General features: G+C 70.3%; 26 protein-coding genes and 1 pseudogene. 25 read left to right on the forward strand and 2 right to left on the reverse strand.

Annotated features, from left to right (window positions below; all coding sequences use genetic code 11):
- Positions 1-8: 8 nt before the first annotated feature.
- From AB0B63_RS07335 to AB0B63_RS07380, 10 genes are all read left to right on the forward strand, one after another.
- Positions 9-344 (forward strand): hypothetical protein, encoded by a 336-nt coding sequence (locus AB0B63_RS07335; RefSeq protein ID WP_357015410.1) that lies wholly within the window; start codon positions 9-11, stop codon positions 342-344.
- Positions 345-397: 53 nt separating this feature from the next.
- Positions 398-586 carry a hypothetical protein gene (locus AB0B63_RS07340; protein ID WP_357015412.1) on the forward strand — a complete coding sequence of 63 codons (189 nt, stop codon included), beginning with the start codon at positions 398-400 and terminating at the stop codon, positions 584-586.
- Between the two features lie 25 nt (positions 587-611).
- Positions 612-926: a hypothetical protein gene (locus tag AB0B63_RS07345; protein ID WP_357015414.1), complete on the forward strand. Its 315-nt coding sequence runs from the start codon at positions 612-614 to the stop codon at positions 924-926.
- 15 nt (positions 927-941) lie between these two features.
- Positions 942-1,238 (forward strand): hypothetical protein, encoded by a 297-nt coding sequence (locus AB0B63_RS07350; protein WP_357015417.1) that lies wholly within the window; start codon positions 942-944, stop codon positions 1,236-1,238.
- A 413-nt stretch (positions 1,239-1,651) separates the two neighbouring features.
- On the forward strand, positions 1,652-1,897 hold the full coding sequence (locus AB0B63_RS07355; RefSeq protein WP_357015419.1) for a hypothetical protein: 246 nt from the start codon (positions 1,652-1,654) through the stop codon (positions 1,895-1,897).
- Positions 1,890-2,174, forward strand: a complete 285-nt coding sequence (locus tag AB0B63_RS07360; protein WP_357015421.1) for a hypothetical protein — start codon at positions 1,890-1,892, stop codon at positions 2,172-2,174. The genes AB0B63_RS07355 and AB0B63_RS07360 overlap by 8 nt, the downstream gene beginning before the upstream one ends.
- A gap of 344 nt (positions 2,175-2,518) precedes the next feature.
- Positions 2,519-2,890, forward strand: coding sequence for a type II toxin-antitoxin system RelE/ParE family toxin (locus AB0B63_RS07365; protein WP_357015423.1), 372 nt, complete (start codon positions 2,519-2,521; stop codon positions 2,888-2,890).
- Positions 2,890-3,195 carry a helix-turn-helix transcriptional regulator gene (locus tag AB0B63_RS07370; RefSeq protein ID WP_357015425.1) on the forward strand — a complete coding sequence of 102 codons (306 nt, stop codon included), beginning with the start codon at positions 2,890-2,892 and terminating at the stop codon, positions 3,193-3,195. Before AB0B63_RS07365 ends, AB0B63_RS07370 begins: the two co-directional genes overlap by 1 nt.
- Complete coding sequence (locus tag AB0B63_RS07375) at positions 3,192-3,587, forward strand: hypothetical protein (protein ID WP_357015427.1); 396 nt, start codon at positions 3,192-3,194, stop codon at positions 3,585-3,587. Before AB0B63_RS07370 ends, AB0B63_RS07375 begins: the two co-directional genes overlap by 4 nt.
- Positions 3,584-3,790, forward strand: a complete 207-nt coding sequence (locus tag AB0B63_RS07380; RefSeq protein ID WP_357015429.1) for a hypothetical protein — start codon at positions 3,584-3,586, stop codon at positions 3,788-3,790. The genes AB0B63_RS07375 and AB0B63_RS07380 overlap by 4 nt, the downstream gene beginning before the upstream one ends.
- A 71-nt stretch (positions 3,791-3,861) precedes the next feature.
- Here the strand turns inward: AB0B63_RS07380 and AB0B63_RS07385 are convergent, their stop codons facing one another.
- Positions 3,862-4,335 (reverse strand): hypothetical protein, encoded by a 474-nt coding sequence (locus tag AB0B63_RS07385; RefSeq protein WP_357015432.1) that lies wholly within the window; start codon positions 4,333-4,335, stop codon positions 3,862-3,864.
- Positions 4,336-4,394: 59 nt separating this feature from the next.
- Positions 4,395-4,625 (reverse strand): hypothetical protein, encoded by a 231-nt coding sequence (locus AB0B63_RS07390; RefSeq protein WP_357015435.1) that lies wholly within the window; start codon positions 4,623-4,625, stop codon positions 4,395-4,397.
- A gap of 104 nt (positions 4,626-4,729) precedes the next feature.
- Here AB0B63_RS07390 and AB0B63_RS07395 point away from each other — a divergent pair, with 104 nt between their 5' ends.
- The 15 genes and pseudogenes from AB0B63_RS07395 to AB0B63_RS07465 all read left to right on the forward strand — a co-directional run bounded on the left by AB0B63_RS07395 (position 4,730) and on the right by AB0B63_RS07465 (position 13,665).
- Positions 4,730-4,918, forward strand: a complete 189-nt coding sequence (locus tag AB0B63_RS07395; protein ID WP_357015438.1) for a hypothetical protein — start codon at positions 4,730-4,732, stop codon at positions 4,916-4,918.
- Positions 4,918-5,145 carry a hypothetical protein gene (locus AB0B63_RS07400; protein ID WP_357015441.1) on the forward strand — a complete coding sequence of 76 codons (228 nt, stop codon included), beginning with the start codon at positions 4,918-4,920 and terminating at the stop codon, positions 5,143-5,145. The genes AB0B63_RS07395 and AB0B63_RS07400 overlap by 1 nt, the downstream gene beginning before the upstream one ends.
- Positions 5,146-5,150: 5 nt before the next feature.
- Positions 5,151-5,357, forward strand: a complete 207-nt coding sequence (locus tag AB0B63_RS07405) for a hypothetical protein (RefSeq protein ID WP_357015444.1) — start codon at positions 5,151-5,153, stop codon at positions 5,355-5,357.
- Between the two features lie 16 nt (positions 5,358-5,373).
- Positions 5,374-5,646 carry a hypothetical protein gene (locus AB0B63_RS07410; protein WP_357015447.1) on the forward strand — a complete coding sequence of 91 codons (273 nt, stop codon included), beginning with the start codon at positions 5,374-5,376 and terminating at the stop codon, positions 5,644-5,646.
- An 18-nt stretch (positions 5,647-5,664) separates the two neighbouring features.
- The gene (locus tag AB0B63_RS07415) at positions 5,665-6,123 is read left to right on the forward strand and encodes a hypothetical protein (protein WP_357015450.1); all 459 of its coding nucleotides are present in this window, start codon (positions 5,665-5,667) and stop codon (positions 6,121-6,123) included.
- A gap of 15 nt (positions 6,124-6,138) precedes the next feature.
- Complete coding sequence (locus AB0B63_RS07420) at positions 6,139-6,585, forward strand: hypothetical protein (protein ID WP_357015453.1); 447 nt, start codon at positions 6,139-6,141, stop codon at positions 6,583-6,585.
- Between the two features lie 240 nt (positions 6,586-6,825).
- Positions 6,826-7,227, forward strand: a complete 402-nt coding sequence (locus AB0B63_RS07425; protein ID WP_357015456.1) for a hypothetical protein — start codon at positions 6,826-6,828, stop codon at positions 7,225-7,227.
- Entirely contained in the window at positions 7,224-7,577 is a 354-nt protein-coding gene (locus AB0B63_RS07430) for a MazG-like family protein (protein ID WP_357015459.1), read from the forward strand. The genes AB0B63_RS07425 and AB0B63_RS07430 overlap by 4 nt, the downstream gene beginning before the upstream one ends.
- Before the next feature lie 19 nt (positions 7,578-7,596).
- Positions 7,597-7,875, forward strand: coding sequence for a hypothetical protein (locus AB0B63_RS07435; protein WP_357015462.1), 279 nt, complete (start codon positions 7,597-7,599; stop codon positions 7,873-7,875).
- 24 nt (positions 7,876-7,899) lie between these two features.
- On the forward strand, positions 7,900-8,127 hold the full coding sequence (locus tag AB0B63_RS07440; protein ID WP_357015465.1) for a hypothetical protein: 228 nt from the start codon (positions 7,900-7,902) through the stop codon (positions 8,125-8,127).
- A gap of 161 nt (positions 8,128-8,288) precedes the next feature.
- Positions 8,289-8,717 (forward strand): winged helix-turn-helix domain-containing protein, encoded by a 429-nt coding sequence (locus AB0B63_RS07445; RefSeq protein ID WP_357015468.1) that lies wholly within the window; start codon positions 8,289-8,291, stop codon positions 8,715-8,717.
- Between the two features lie 482 nt (positions 8,718-9,199).
- Positions 9,200-9,736 (forward strand): hypothetical protein, encoded by a 537-nt coding sequence (locus tag AB0B63_RS07450; protein ID WP_357015471.1) that lies wholly within the window; start codon positions 9,200-9,202, stop codon positions 9,734-9,736.
- Between the two features lie 18 nt (positions 9,737-9,754).
- A pseudogene (locus AB0B63_RS07455) lies at positions 9,755-11,035 on the forward strand (YifB family Mg chelatase-like AAA ATPase); the annotation flags it as partial.
- A complete protein-coding gene (locus AB0B63_RS07460) occupies positions 11,032-12,195 on the forward strand; it encodes a DNA-processing protein DprA (protein ID WP_357015474.1) in 1,164 nt (387 codons plus the stop codon). The pseudogene AB0B63_RS07455 and the gene AB0B63_RS07460, both read left to right, overlap by 4 nt.
- 138 nt (positions 12,196-12,333) lie before the next feature.
- Complete coding sequence (locus AB0B63_RS07465) at positions 12,334-13,665, forward strand: serine hydrolase domain-containing protein (RefSeq protein ID WP_357015477.1); 1,332 nt, start codon at positions 12,334-12,336, stop codon at positions 13,663-13,665.
- Positions 13,666-13,744 lie beyond the last annotated feature (79 nt).

The following is a 13,744-nucleotide window of genomic DNA, read 5'->3' on the forward strand; positions in this document are numbered from 1 at the left end:
AGGAAGCCATGACCGACACCGCAGACGTTGCGCGACTACTCGGCAAGGCCATCGCCGAGCAACGCCACGCCATCCTCTACAGCATTCCCAGCCTCGGCCGATCCCGAGGTATCACCCAAGCCCATCTCGCCGCCTGGACCGGGCTTCCCCTCGCCACCATTCAGGCACTTGAAGCGGGTCGAATCGGCGACACCGTCCGGCCACGTACCAGCGTCGCCATTGAGGCGGCATTGCAGTGGGACGCCGGCACCATCAGCGCCGTACTTAAAGGTGCCGAGCCGCCCGCCCCAAGGGAGATTGCCCTTCGCGCCGAACTCGACGGCGGCGACCGGAGGAACCCGTGACTGACCCGGCCCCTGCCCGCGCGATCCCCGCCCCTCACAGCGACGAAGAAGTGATGGCGCTCCTGGACGTCATCGCCGACGCCCGCATGCGTGGTGTCGGCTCCGCCAGTTGGTCGATGGCGTTGGCCATCCTCAACGCCGGCTACCGCCGCACCATCACCTCACCGGCCGGCGAACCCGTCTGCCAGCACTGTGCCACCCAGCCCCGCCCACCTTCCGGTGTCGGGAGCGCGGGCATGTGATCACCCCCAACTGACGGAGGCAACCATGCCGCTACCCCAGCACGTCGAAGACGACCTCGAAGCGCACCTGCGGCCCATCCGCGCCGCCCACCCCGGCATCAGCAACGGTGAAGCCGCGCAGCTCCTGCCCGAACACCTGCGGCAGCCACTGTGGGAGCGGGCCGTCGGCCGCTACCTGGCCGCGAAACTGGCGGAAGTCGGCAAGTCCTGCTGCGACCTGCACAACGGGCACTGTGAGCCACCCGCCGACCTGTGCTGCTACGGCTGCACCGAGGTCGCCCACCCGCAGCATCCGGCCGGCGTGCCGTGCGTGCTGACCACCGCCGCCGAACGCGACTGACGAACGGGGAAGACCATGACCGACCCAACCGCCCAGCCTGGCGTCGTGCGCTCCCAGGGTGGCCTTGTGACGGAGAGCGGCGGCCATCTCTACCACTGGCTGCCCGACCACGACTACGGGGGCGACAGCGAGCCGATGAGGTCTACCGCGCAGCATGTCGAAGGCCACCTGTTGCCCCGCTACCGGTGGGCTCGCATGGCTCGGCTTGGCTGCTGCCGCACCGGGCTGCACTTCCTCGCTTGGAGCGACCAGGGTGACGCCTTCATGTGCGCGTGCAAGCGCATCATTTTGGGTGGGGAGGACGTCCGGTGACCGGCCGCCGCCGCGCCCCCGCATCCTTGCGCCGCCGCACCACCCCCCGCCCCGCCGAGCCTGCCGCCGTCGACCCGGCGTACCCGGTGTGCCCCGACTGCGGGCATCACACCTCGGCGTGGACGGGTGGGGGTTGCACAGTGCTGCGGCCTGCCAGCGACGCCGAGCAGAAGGCGGGTGCGCCGTGGGTGGTGGGGTGTGGGCATGACTGCACGGTCACCTTGTGGGGGGAGTCGGCGTGGGACCGGCTTGCCCGCGCACTGTGGGGCGACGCCGGCACGTAACCGCCCCGTGCGCCCGCCACAATCGACGTACAGCCCCGAACATGCCGCCCCGCACCACCGCCACGGCCGAAACGCCCCGAGGCGATCTGAGCGGGCCAGCAACCCCAACCCCAACCCCAAGAGGCCGCCATGACCGAAAACCCGAGAGCCGCCGTCATCACCTGGGACTGGCGGCAGCAACCCGACCTCAACCACCTCGCCCAAGCCATCAACCACCTCAGCGGCGGAACCCTGCACCTACGCGCCGCCAACACCGGATCAGACGAGTACGCAATCGTCATCGCCGACACGGACCTCGACGACGCGACGACGCAGGCCACGTACCGCCGGTGGTGTGACGACGGGCAAGACATCGGTGAGGTACGCCGTGGATGACTCCCCCATCCGCAGCGTGTCGGACAGCACCGCGCGCCAGATCGTGGCCCGCGCCGCCGCCATGAGCGCCCTCGGCCGCGCCTTCACCGGCCTCGCCGACGGCATCCGGATCATGGAACGGGACGACGACCTCCGTGACGCCATCCACAACGCCACCCCCTGCAAGATGTGGTTCTGCCCCACCTCGGGGGAGACGGAATGCGGGGTGCACGGCGGCTTCGACGTGTGCTGCCACCGGCCCGACCTGCACCGGCCTGTCGAACCCGGGGCCTGCTGACCTCGGCTTGTGGTGCACCGTCTGCGACACGGCATGTCACACAACCCCGGCCAGCGTCTAACACGGGAGCGCCAATGACTGAACCGCCGACCCGCCGGCAGATCACATCAGTAGACGACCTGCCCGGCCCGGCCCGGCCCCGACGAGTGGCCCGAACTCGCGGAGTTCCTGCGCCGGTCCGTCGCCGCAGCCCACACCCACACCCACACCCGCGCGGAACCGGACGACATTGAGCGGCTGCGCGCCCGCATCATCCCGCCAGCCACCGACCTTGGCGACGCCACCACCGGGTGAGGTCCACCAACCCCTACCCCGCCCCACAACGCCAGTGTTATAGTTGCTGCATGGATTCGTGGGACATCAACCTCACCGAGCAGGTCGAAGACTGGTACCTGACCCTCGCCAAGGAAGACCCCGAATCCGCCAACCTCATCGCCGCCGCCATCGACATGCTCGCCCACGAAGGCCCCACCCTCGGCCGACCTCTCGTCGACCACATCAAAGCCTCCCGCCACCGCAACATGAAAGAACTCCGCCCCGGCAGCGCCGGCAACAGCGAAGTGCGCATCCTGTTCTGCTTCGACCCAAACCGGGCAGCAATCCTCCTCATCGCCGGAGACAAAAACGGGCAGTGGAAAGACTGGTACCGCACCAGCATCCCCGCCGCCGACACCCTGTACGACAACCATCTCCAGGAGCTGAAGGGACAACACTGATGGTGAGCAACTGGCGGGACGTACGCGCCCGCGCCGAACTCGACGAAACCAAAGTCGCCGCACACAAGCAGCACATGATCGCCGAGATTCGTGCGGCACGCCTCGCCGAGGTGCGGCAGCGCCACGACATGAGCCAAACCCAGGTCGCCGACATCATGGGCGTGTCTCAGGCCCGCGTGTCGGCGATCGAGAAGGGTGAGCTGCCCGCCACGGAGATCGGCACGATCGCCAAGTACATCAACGCGCTTGGTGGGAAGCTTCAGATCGTCGCCGACTTCGGTGACGAGAAGCTGGTGCTGGGTTGAGGGTCCACGACTTCGAGGGTTGGCTTGCCGAGTCGCTGGCTGCACAGCCATGGGCCGGTTCGGTGTCCCGCTGGTCGGCGGACGGCGGCCCGAAACCGGTCGGTGTCACCCTCAACGACAAGGTCCGCATGCAGTTCGTGAAGGCCGAGTCGGGGCAGGCGTGGACCGGCACGTGGGAGCAGCCGCCACCAGCACCACCGGTGGACGCATCCCCCGCTGACCCGGTGTCGTGGGCTGCCGCTGTCGCCGACGTGATCCGCGCCGGCCAGCATCCCGGCGTCAAAGCCGTCCTCACCTACGCGGAGTGGGGCGGCTCCACCAAACCGGGCGGGGTTCGCGTGGAGCTGGGCGACAACAGCCAGTTGTACGGGTCGATCCTCACCGGCCGATGACCGCCGTCCGGCTCACCGTCCCCGCCGACGGTTTCGCCACCACACCGTTCTGGCGGCGGCTCACCGCCGTCGCCGCCGGGCAGGGACACGACCGAGACCACGGCTTGCAGCTTACCGGCCACGTCGACCCTGACAACCTGTACACGCTGCGGTGTGTGCGCTGCGACCAGGCGGTGGTGGAGCTGACCGTCGACCGGGGCTGACGCCGGCCGCGCCACGATCACCGAAGCCCCACACCTCACGTCCGGGTGTGGGGGCTTCGGCGTGTGCGGGGTCAGGCGGCCCGCCACCTGTTGCGGTCGTCTGTCGCCGACGGCCCACACCGCATCAGGGTGCCCTTCACCGTGCGGCCGAGCGCGCCCCGGGGTGAGCAGTATGCCCCCGGATGCACCCCGTTCTGCACGGAGGCGGTGGTTCTCGCGGGGGTCGGTTTCGGTTTCGGCTTGGGTGCGGTGGTGCGCGGCAGGCTGGTCGTCTTGCGTGCGGTTGGGGTGCGGGTGGCTTTCGGGGCGGCCGTGGTGGTGGCTGCGGTCCGGTCGGGGGTCGGGCTGGCGGCGGTGGGGTCGAGGCTGGCGAGCGCCCCGCCCAGCTTCCGCACCTCCACCGACGCGGACGTGGTGGGCGCTGACACGGGTTTCGGTGTGTCGCTGTTGAACGCGGCCGTGATGCCCCCGCCGCAGCAGCACAGGGTGAACAGGCTGGTGAGGGTGATGCCGATGGTCTGCTTGGTGGTGAATCGCTTGGTCACCGGCCGAGTGTGCTGCTGGTGGTCGGCGCGGGGGGATGGGCCGTTTAGACGGGCGTCTGTCAGGTAGGCGACTGCGGGCTGCGCTTCGGCGGTCGGCCCTTCTTCGGTGCTGGCCGGAACTCTTTGAGCTGGTCGAGCATGGCGTCGGGGTTCTTGGCGAGCAGCACCATGCAGGCGACGAGGAAGTCGTTGAGTGTCCAGTCGCGCCCGGCCAGCACTCGTTGCGCGTCCGTCTTCACCTCGGCCGGTGGGCGGAATGTCGTCTTGTCGCGCTGGTGTCTGTCGGGCACCTGATCAGTCTCGCATGTGGGGTACCCACTTTGGCAGGGGCGGGGTAAAGTAGATGTGGACACCCCACTTTCTACCTGTCGAACCCCTCCCTGAGGAGCCCGTGATGGCCAGCCGAGGTGTGATCCTGCGAAACCGTGGAGCCGGCCGCAGCTTTTGGCGAGGCGAAGAGAAGGCCGACGGCGGCCACCGCTACCTGCGTAAGCGCGCCAAGCGGTCGGAGCGGCGTCAATGGCAGGCCGACTACCAGCTGCCGGGTCGCCGCGATGTCCGCAACACGATGGAGAACGACTGATGCCCTGCCCCAGAACCTGCACCCTGCCCACCCCCGCGCAGGCCCACTGCTCCGTCTGCCACCACACCTTCGGCGGGATCACCGGCTTCGACGCCCACCGCCGCGACGGTGAATGCCTGAACCCGGCCACCCTCGGCTTCGTGCAGCGCGACGGGGTGTGGCGCACCCCGATGAGCGACGACGCCCGCCAACGGTTCGCCAGCCTCCACACCCTGGCGGAGGGCTGACCGCCATGGGCTTCTACGTCTACGCCGAGGTGTGGTGCAACGGCCCTGGCGACGTCAACGGCCTCTGCGGCAACGCCTACAGCGACCAGGGCACCCCGGGCGAGGTCCGGCAGCAGGCCCGCCAGTCCGGATGGCTCGTCTCGCAGCCGGGCGGCCACGACTACTGCTCGACCACCTGCCGGGCCGCAGCAACCACGAGCACCACCAACTGACGAACGGAGCCCCGCAATGCTCACCGACCAGCAGCTCACCGAAACGGCCCTCCGTCTCATCGACGCCGAACTCCACCGCCTCGCCACCTACGACCGGTCCGGGCAGATCGGCGAACTCCTGTGCGAGCACCACTGCACCACCCCCGACTGCGGCCACGACCCGGTCGAGTCGGCGCAGGAGATGCGGGCGGTGCACGCGCACGTCAAGGAAGCCGCGCGTCGCCTCCGGGCCGACCTGGCACGGCAGGCCGGGGAGCACGGCGTCACCCTTCCCACCGCCGCCAACTGACCGAACGGAGCCCCACCCATGGGATGCGACATCCACGCCTTCGTAGAAACCCGCACCGGCGACACCTGGAAGTACGCCGGAGACGCCTTCCCCGACAACGAGTACCCCGACGATCGACACTGCCCCTTCGATGGTGCCCGCAGCTACGGCCTGTTCGGGTTCCTCGCCGACGTCCGCAACTACTCCAGGGTGCCGGTGATCTCACCGCCGCGTGACCTGCCAGCCGACGTGTCACCCGAGGTGCGGGCCAAAAGCGACCGCTGGGATACCGACGGCCACAGCCACACCTGGCTGACGCTCGCCGAACTGGTCGGCTTCGACTATGAGCAAACCTTCTTCGACCAGCGCGCCAAGGAGGAGCCGGAGGTGACGACCGTGCGGGACTTCCTCGGCGAGTGGTACTTCGGCCGGCTGGCACTGCTGTCCAAGCTCGGCGCACCGGAGAACGTGCGCATCGTCTTCTGGTTCGACAGCTAACCGAACGGAGCCCCGATGAAGACCTGGACTGTCATCTCCACCGTCACCCACGCCGGTGGCATCGACGACACCCACACCGCCCACCCGTTCGCCGCCATCCCCGGCCGCGCCGACGTGTACGGGCACACCGTGCATGCCGCCCTCGTGCAGGCCGACACCGCCGACCAGGCCATCACCGCCACCCGGGACGCTTTCCGCATTGCCGGCCACATCACCCCCAACACCAGCCCCGACTCCCCGATCCTCGACGGCCGGTGGACGGTCATCGGCACCGCCGACAACGGACTGTGCGCCTCCCACCGGGTGCTGGCCGTGATCGCCGGAGACCACGAGGTGGACGGCCGCTACGAGTCGACGATGTCCCACCGGTGGGTTCAGGTGGTCGCCGCCAGCAGCGCCGCCGACGCGGACCGGGCCGGCTACAAGGCCGCCGCCGAGACGTACGACGACACCTGGCACTGACCCGCCACCCACGAACGGGGTTCCGAATGATCCGCGAAGACGAGTTCCGTATCTCCCGCCGCCCGTACGCCGTCCAACTCGACACCCTCACCTGGCGCACCGTCGGCAGCGGCAGCCGCGAAGACGGAACGGAAGGTGTGTGACCATGCCTGACGCCCTGATCGGCGCACTGATCGTGCTGGCCGTGTTCGCCGCAATCACCCTCATCCACTTCACCGGCACCCGACCGAGGCGACGCCGATGACCGACACCACCCTGCACCCGGACACCACCGCAGCCCTGACCAGCCTGGCCGGCATCACCGCCGGATGGCTTGGCAAGGCCGGCATGACCGCCGAAGCCGACACCATCCGCAACCTGCCACCCGTGCACACCCTCGACGACCTCGCCGCCTACGCGTGCGTCTCACCCATCATGACGTCGGCATACCACCACGCCGGGGTGCTCACCTGGCCCCAGGCGCAGGCCGGCATCGACGCCGCCCGGGATGCGCTTGCGGCCCGGCATGCCGCCACCTCCCACTACCCGCTGACCCATGCCGACGTTCGATACCGGGCAGTCGACCATCACGCGTCGTGGCTGTGGACGATCGCCTGCTACGCCGCACACGCTGCCGTCACCAACCGCAAGGAGATGCCATGACCGACACCCACCTGTACGCCATCGCCCGCCGTGTCGTCGCCCAGCTCAACCGGATCAACGGCACCGGCCGTGAGGAGATCGGTCTGCGCATCCTGAAAGTCACCGAAGAGGCCGGGGAGGTGGCATCGGCGTGGATCGGCACCATCGGCCAGAACCCGCGCAAGGGGGTCACCCACACCCGGGAGGATGTGGCGGGGGAGTTGGCGGATGTGGTGTTGACCGCGCTGGTGGCGATCGGGAGTCTCGGCCTGGACCCGGAGCGGGTGGTCGGCGACTGCATCACCAAGGTCAACGAACGGTTCCCCGCCAACAGCCCCGTGTACGCCGCCGCCGGCAACAGCCCGGCCTGACCGCAGGGGGAAGAGCACCGTGCCCACCGAAGTCCTCACCGGCTCTGCCTACGTCCGTGCCGTTGTTGACCTGCTCATCGCCCGCGATGTGCCCGTCGACCTCAACGCCATGGACCTCGACGAAGAGCAGTGCAACATTCCCATCGCCAACTTCGACGAGATTGTCTGGTTGCGCTGGCTCGACGACCCCGAACACGGCTGGCACCTCGACGACGACCACGGGCGTCGCGGCGCGGCGATCTGCGCCCCCGACACCCTGCCCCACATCGCCGCCCGCATCCTCGCCGACTACGTCTGACCCGACGAGGAGGAGACCCAGACGATGGACCTGACGCCCCTACGCGAGGCCGCACGCCTCATGCGCGAGCGGGCCACCGCTGCGACGCCGAGCCCATGGACGGCTACCGACAACCTCTGCATCAGCTCGCCGTCCGGATACCGGGGTCGGGTGGTGGCGTCCGTCGGCGCGTATGACGGCGGTTGGCCGTCGACCGCCGACGCCCGGCACATCGCGTCGCCGGGGCACACCATCGTCCATCGACCGGCGTAACATCACCCTCCGGTGTCCGCCCATCCCCCAGGTTGCGGACACCAGCACCACCCCGGCCCGCGCCCTCCCCCCGTAGAGTGCGGGCCGGACCATGAAAAGCCCTCACTGGTACCAACATGGTCCCCCGCTGCGGCTGCCAACCGCTGCCAGACACTTAGCGCGTGGTCCACCCGGGACAGCCGCGCCCAAGCTCCCAAACCCTCGCCGCGCTGCTCCGCACCCAAATCCTGACCGGGCAGCTCAAGCCAGGCGACCCCATCCCGTCGGACCGGTGGCTACAGGAAACCCACGGGGTCAGCCGCGAGCTGGTGCGCCGAGCCATCGCCACCCTGCGCGCTGAGGGCCTAATCGTCGTACGCCAGGGCCACACTTCACGCGTGCGGCAGGAGCCCCCGAGACGTCCGATCGACATGACCGGCGTGGTGCGCATCGAAACCCGCATGCCGCTCGCCCCCGAACGCGAGGACATGGACATCCCGCCCTCCGATGGGGTTCCCATACTCCTCGTCTGGCGGGACGGGCAAGACCAGCCCGAGAAACTGCCCGGCGACCGGTGGACCATCCCAGGCCCAGCCTGGCCTGCACGCTAGCGACAGTCGCCCAACCGACACGACATGCGCAAAGTTTTGCGCTATTTGCCTGTCGGTACCAGTGGCAGTTGCATGCTGCGTCGATTGCGGTGAAGGTCGACTACTTAACGCACAAGATCCGGCTACTCAAACCGCAGACAGCCGGGCAGGTCAGCCCTGCCCCGAGACCCCCAAACAGGGGTCAACCGAACGAACCACACCCGACTAGCGTGAACAGGTAACAACGCAGCCAGCAAGACGATGGTTGCCGATCCGTGAAAGTTGCACCATCAACAGCACACAAAGCGCACGGTTACCGGGGGGACCAACCATGCCGCCTCACAGCACACCCGACCGCACCGCCGCCGTGCACCTCGCACCACCCGGCTGACCGCCACCGCACCCGGGGACTTCCCCACCCCGGGAGCGGACACGGCGAGACGCAGCCCGCGACCTGCGTCTCCGATCTCACCCCACCTCAGGCAGAGACGGAGCACCACCCCATGAGCGACGACGACACCCAGGCCGGCGGCAACACCGACGCCTTCACCATCAGCCCCCGCAAAGAAACCCTCGCCATCGAACGCATACTCGCGCGCCGACAAGTCACACGACCGCCGATCTGGCTCCTCACCGCCACCATCACCACCACCGTCGCAGCATTCGTAGCCATCGGTGCCCTGTACTCCTACGAGGCGACCCACGGCTCCACCTCAACGGGCAACACCACCCACGTCATCGCTGTGCTCGCGCTCGGCCTGGCATCCATCGCCGGCTGGTCCCTGTCCACGGCCATCTACCTTCGGCTTCGTGACCGGGCCGACAGCGACCGGATCGACGCATACCGCTACCAGTTGTTGAGAGAACAGCAAGCCGAGAACCTGAGAATCCTTTTGAACGTCATCCGCTTACGCGACGAGCCCCAGAACGACCAGCGCCGGTGGGACAACTACGCCGACCTGCTGGAGAAGCGGACACCGGAAGGTGTTGTCCCGATGGACAGGTTCCTCCAAACTTCCCAGGTCAGGCGGCGCAACTAGAAGAGTCCCAGTCGAGCCTTCGACCTGGCCATCGCGGTCGCCCTGCTCGGTGCCGCCGGTGAGCTGCCGCTGCTGCCGATGGAGGGGGTGGTGGTCCTGGGCGAGTTGGGGCTCGACGGCACCGTCCGCCCGGTCCGCGGCGTGCTGCCGATGGTCACCGCGGCGGTACGCGCCGGGCTGGGCCGGGTGGTCGTGCCGGTGGGAAACGCGGCGGAGGCGGCGGTGATCCCGGGGGTGAAGGTGCGCGCCGTCGACACCCTGCACCGGCTCGTCGCCTTCGTCCGGGACGGCGCTCCCCTGCTGGAGCCGCCGCCGGCTGCTCCCGCCGGGACGCCGTCCGGGCCGGATCTCGCCGACGTCGCCGGGCAGGGGCTGGGCCGGCGGGCGTTGGAGGTGGCGGCGGCCGGCGGGCACCACCTCTGTCTGCTGGGGCCGCCCGGTGCCGGCAAGACGATGCTCGCCGAGCGGCTGCCGTCGATCCTGCCGGAGCTCGACGACGAGGCCGCGTTGGAGGTCACCGCACTGCACTCGATCGCCGGCACGCTGCCACCGGACGGCCGGTTGCTGCGTCGGCCGCCCTTCCAGGCACCCCACCACTCGGCGACCGTGCCGTCGCTGGTCGGCGGCGGCTCGGGGCTGGCCCGGCCCGGCGCGCTGTCGCTGGCCCACCGGGGGGTGCTCTTTCTCGACGAGGCAGCCGAGTTCAGCAAAGGAGCCCTGGAGGCGCTGCGCCAACCGTTGGAAAGTGGGCAGGTCCATCTCACCCGGGCCCGGGGCAGCACCCGTTACCCGGCCCGGGTTCAGTTGATCATGGCGGCCAATCCCTGCCCCTGCGCGAAGCCCGGTGGCGACTCGCTCTGCGAGTGCAGTCCGCTGGTGCGACGGCGCTACCTCGGCCGGCTCTCCGGTCCCCTGCTCGACCGGATCGACGTACAGGTCAGGGTGCTGCCGGTACGGGCGGCCGAACTGATGGGCGTCGACCCGGACGGCGAACCGTCGGCGGTGGTCGCCGCCCGGGTGGCGGTGGCGCGCGCGGCTGCCGCCGAACGGTGGGCCCCGGTCGGGCACCGGCTCAACGCGGAGGTGCCGGGCCCGCTGCTGCGCCGACCACCGTGGCGGCTCGCCGCCCAGGCCACCGCCGAACTACGGGGGCGGCTCGACCGGGGCTCGCTGTCGGCCCGGGGCTTCGATCGCATCATCCGGCTCGCCTGGACGATCGCCGATCTTGACGGCCGGCCACGGCCCGATCTTGAGGACGTCCGGGAGGCCACCGGCCTGAGAACGGGGGAGGAAGTGTGAACAGCACCGAAGATCTGCACGCCCGGGTGGCACTGACCTGGCTGACCGAGCCGGGCACCCGGTTGGTGCACCGGCTGGTGGGCCGGCTCGGTCCGGTCGCCACGCTGGACCTCCTGCTCGACGGTGGGGCACCCGACGAGACGTTGCGGGCGGCGGTCGCGGCCCGGCTGCACGCGGGCGACCCCCGCCCGGTCGCCGCCGAGGCGGTGGCGCTCACCGACCGGCTCGGCGCGCGGATCATCTCCCCGCACGACGACGAGTGGCCCACCCAGCTGGGCGACCTGGAAGGACTGGTGCTGCCCGGGGCGAGCCGGAAGGTCGACCGGGAGACCGCCCCACCGCTCTGCATCTGGGTACGTGGCGGGTGGCCGTTGGCCCAGGTGCTGGACCGCTCGGTGGCGGTGGTCGGCGCACGGGCCGCCACCGGGTACGGCGTACACGTCGCCACGGAACTCGGGTACGGCCTGGCCGACCGGGAGTGGACGGTGGTCTCCGGTGGCGCGTTCGGCATCGACGCCGCCGCCCACCGGGGCGCGTTGAACGCCGGTGGGGTGACGGTGGCGGTGCTGGCGTGCGGGGTGGACCGCCCCTATCCGATGGGCAACTCCGCGCTGTTCGACCGGATCGCCGAGACCGGGTTGCTGATCAGCGAGTGGCTGCCCGGTGCGGAGCCGCTGCGTCCCCGATTCCTGATCCGTAACCGGGTGATCGCCGCCGGCACCCGGGGCAGTGTGCTGGTGGAGGCGGCGGCCCGCAGCGGCGCGGCCCAGACCATGCACCGCGCGATCGCCCTGCGACGACCGGCGATGGTGGTGCCCGGCCCGGTCACCTCGGCGCTGTCGGTGGGCGCGCACGAACTGCTCCGTGAGTACGAACGCACCCGACTCGTGACCGGGCTGGCGCACGTGTTGGAGGAGGTGGGCCGGATCGGGGCGGACCTGGCACCACCCGCCCGAGGCGCGGACCGTCCCACGGACGTCCTCGACGACGAGGCCGCCATGCTGCGCGAGTCGATGCCCCGACGCGGTGCGATCGGTGCGGACGCGCTCGCCGCCCGGGCCGGCGTGCCGATCCGCACGGCGTTGCGCAAGCTCGCCCTGCTGACGGAGCTGGGCCTGGTGAGCCGGCACGACGACGGCTACGCCCTGGTCCGACGGTGAGCGGTCGAGACATACGGATCTCTGGCGACGACGTCCTGACCGACAGGGGTCTCCCCACGAGCGGGCCGGTCCACCCGGGACGACGCCGGCCGTAGATCGCGCTGGCCCGAGGTCGGTACGAATGCGATGATCGCTGCCGTGTCGATTCCCCGTCGTTCCGTGCTCGGTCTCGGGTTCGCCGCCGCCCTCGGGTTGGCCGGCTGTGCCAAGAACCCGCCCACCGCGCCGGCCGGCTCCTGGGCCACCGCCACGCCGGTCGACGGTGCGCAGGGAGGCCAGGGTGCTGCGGCGGCCCGCCAGCCGGGGGCGGCCGCCCGGGGCACCACCCCGGTCCCGGCCAGCAAGCCGCGCACCCTCACCGTGGCGCTCCAGCGCTACCTCCAGCCGACCACCGAGAACCCGAAGCACCCGACGTACGCCGGGGCGGTGGTGCTGGCGGTGACCGACGGTGAGCCGACCGACCACCTGGCGGTCGGTGAGGCGCTGCGCTACGACGCCGGCCCGGTGCTGCTGCCGGCGGCGAAGCGGGTCGCCATGCGTCCCGACTCGATCTTCGACCTGGCCTCGCTCACCAAGGTCTACACCGCGATCCTCACCCTGCAACAGGTCGACAGCGGCCGGATCGACCTGGACGCGCCGGTGGTGCGCTACCTGCCCGAGTTCACCGGCGCCGGCAAGTCCACCGTCACCGTGGCGATGCTGCTGGCCCACACCAGCGGTCTGCCAGTCGGGGCCAAGGTGACCGGTTACGCGACGATGGCCGAGCGGTGGCGCGCGGTGCTGACCACGCCGCTGGTCAGCGGCGCCACCCCGGGCACCGTGTTCCGCTATTCCAGCGTCGGCCTGATGGTGGCCGGGAAGATCGTCGAGAAGGTCACCGGGCTCAGCCTCGACCGGGCCCTGAAGACCCACCTGACCACGCCGTTGGGGCTGCGCTACACCGAGTTCAACCCCAACACCTGGCTCGGCACGACCGACCGGGCCAACCGGCTGGTCGCCACCGACGCCCGCTCCTCCCGGGGGCTGCTACGGGGGGTGGTGCACGACGACGTCGCCAACCACCTCGGCGGCATCGCCGGTCACGCCGGGATATTCGCCCCCGCCGAGGAGGTGGCGGTCATCGGGCAGTTGCTGCTCGACGGCGGCAGCTACGGCGGGAAGCGGATCCTCGCCGAGAGCACCGTCGCCCGGATGCTGCGCAACGCCAACACCGGGCTGCCCGCCGTCGACCCGGACCGACCGGGCCGCACCTCCGACCACGGCCTGGGCGTGGTGCTCAACCAGCCCTGGTTCATGGGCAAGCTCGCCCGGCCCACCACCTTCGGGCACACCGGGTTCACCGGCACCTCGTTCCTGGTCCAACCCGACCGACGCCGGGTGCTGGTGCTGCTCACCAACCGCGCCCACCCCAACTGGAGCTGGGCCGACCCGGATCCGGCCCGGGTCGCCGTGGCCAACACGTTCGCCTGACCCGTCGCCCTACCCGCCTGCGTCCGTAAGCTGGGCGGGTGGCCCCGGACGACCGCTCGCTCCCCCGTCGGTCACCGCC

Origin of the sequence: Micromonospora sp. NPDC049081 (assembly GCF_040648835.1) — a bacterium.
GTDB classification, from domain to species: domain Bacteria; phylum Actinomycetota; class Actinomycetes; order Mycobacteriales; family Micromonosporaceae; genus Micromonospora; species Micromonospora antibiotica.

Coding starts and splice junctions, on each gene's coding strand:
- AB0B63_RS07335 (WP_357015410.1), top strand. CDS start 9: ATGACCGACACCGCAGACGTTGCGCGACTACTCGGCAAGGCCATCGCC.
- AB0B63_RS07340 (WP_357015412.1), top strand. CDS start 398: ATGGCGCTCCTGGACGTCATCGCCGACGCCCGCATGCGTGGTGTCGGC.
- AB0B63_RS07345 (WP_357015414.1), top strand. CDS start 612: ATGCCGCTACCCCAGCACGTCGAAGACGACCTCGAAGCGCACCTGCGG.
- AB0B63_RS07350 (WP_357015417.1), top strand. CDS start 942: ATGACCGACCCAACCGCCCAGCCTGGCGTCGTGCGCTCCCAGGGTGGC.
- AB0B63_RS07355 (WP_357015419.1), top strand. CDS start 1,652: ATGACCGAAAACCCGAGAGCCGCCGTCATCACCTGGGACTGGCGGCAG.
- AB0B63_RS07365 (WP_357015423.1), top strand. CDS start 2,519: ATGGATTCGTGGGACATCAACCTCACCGAGCAGGTCGAAGACTGGTAC.
- AB0B63_RS07370 (WP_357015425.1), top strand. CDS start 2,890: ATGGTGAGCAACTGGCGGGACGTACGCGCCCGCGCCGAACTCGACGAA.
- AB0B63_RS07380 (WP_357015429.1), top strand. CDS start 3,584: ATGACCGCCGTCCGGCTCACCGTCCCCGCCGACGGTTTCGCCACCACA.
- AB0B63_RS07395 (WP_357015438.1), top strand. CDS start 4,730: ATGGCCAGCCGAGGTGTGATCCTGCGAAACCGTGGAGCCGGCCGCAGC.
- AB0B63_RS07400 (WP_357015441.1), top strand. CDS start 4,918: ATGCCCTGCCCCAGAACCTGCACCCTGCCCACCCCCGCGCAGGCCCAC.
- AB0B63_RS07405 (WP_357015444.1), top strand. CDS start 5,151: ATGGGCTTCTACGTCTACGCCGAGGTGTGGTGCAACGGCCCTGGCGAC.
- AB0B63_RS07410 (WP_357015447.1), top strand. CDS start 5,374: ATGCTCACCGACCAGCAGCTCACCGAAACGGCCCTCCGTCTCATCGAC.
- AB0B63_RS07415 (WP_357015450.1), top strand. CDS start 5,665: ATGGGATGCGACATCCACGCCTTCGTAGAAACCCGCACCGGCGACACC.
- AB0B63_RS07420 (WP_357015453.1), top strand. CDS start 6,139: ATGAAGACCTGGACTGTCATCTCCACCGTCACCCACGCCGGTGGCATC.
- AB0B63_RS07425 (WP_357015456.1), top strand. CDS start 6,826: ATGACCGACACCACCCTGCACCCGGACACCACCGCAGCCCTGACCAGC.
- AB0B63_RS07430 (WP_357015459.1), top strand. CDS start 7,224: ATGACCGACACCCACCTGTACGCCATCGCCCGCCGTGTCGTCGCCCAG.
- AB0B63_RS07440 (WP_357015465.1), top strand. CDS start 7,900: ATGGACCTGACGCCCCTACGCGAGGCCGCACGCCTCATGCGCGAGCGG.
- AB0B63_RS07450 (WP_357015471.1), top strand. CDS start 9,200: ATGAGCGACGACGACACCCAGGCCGGCGGCAACACCGACGCCTTCACC.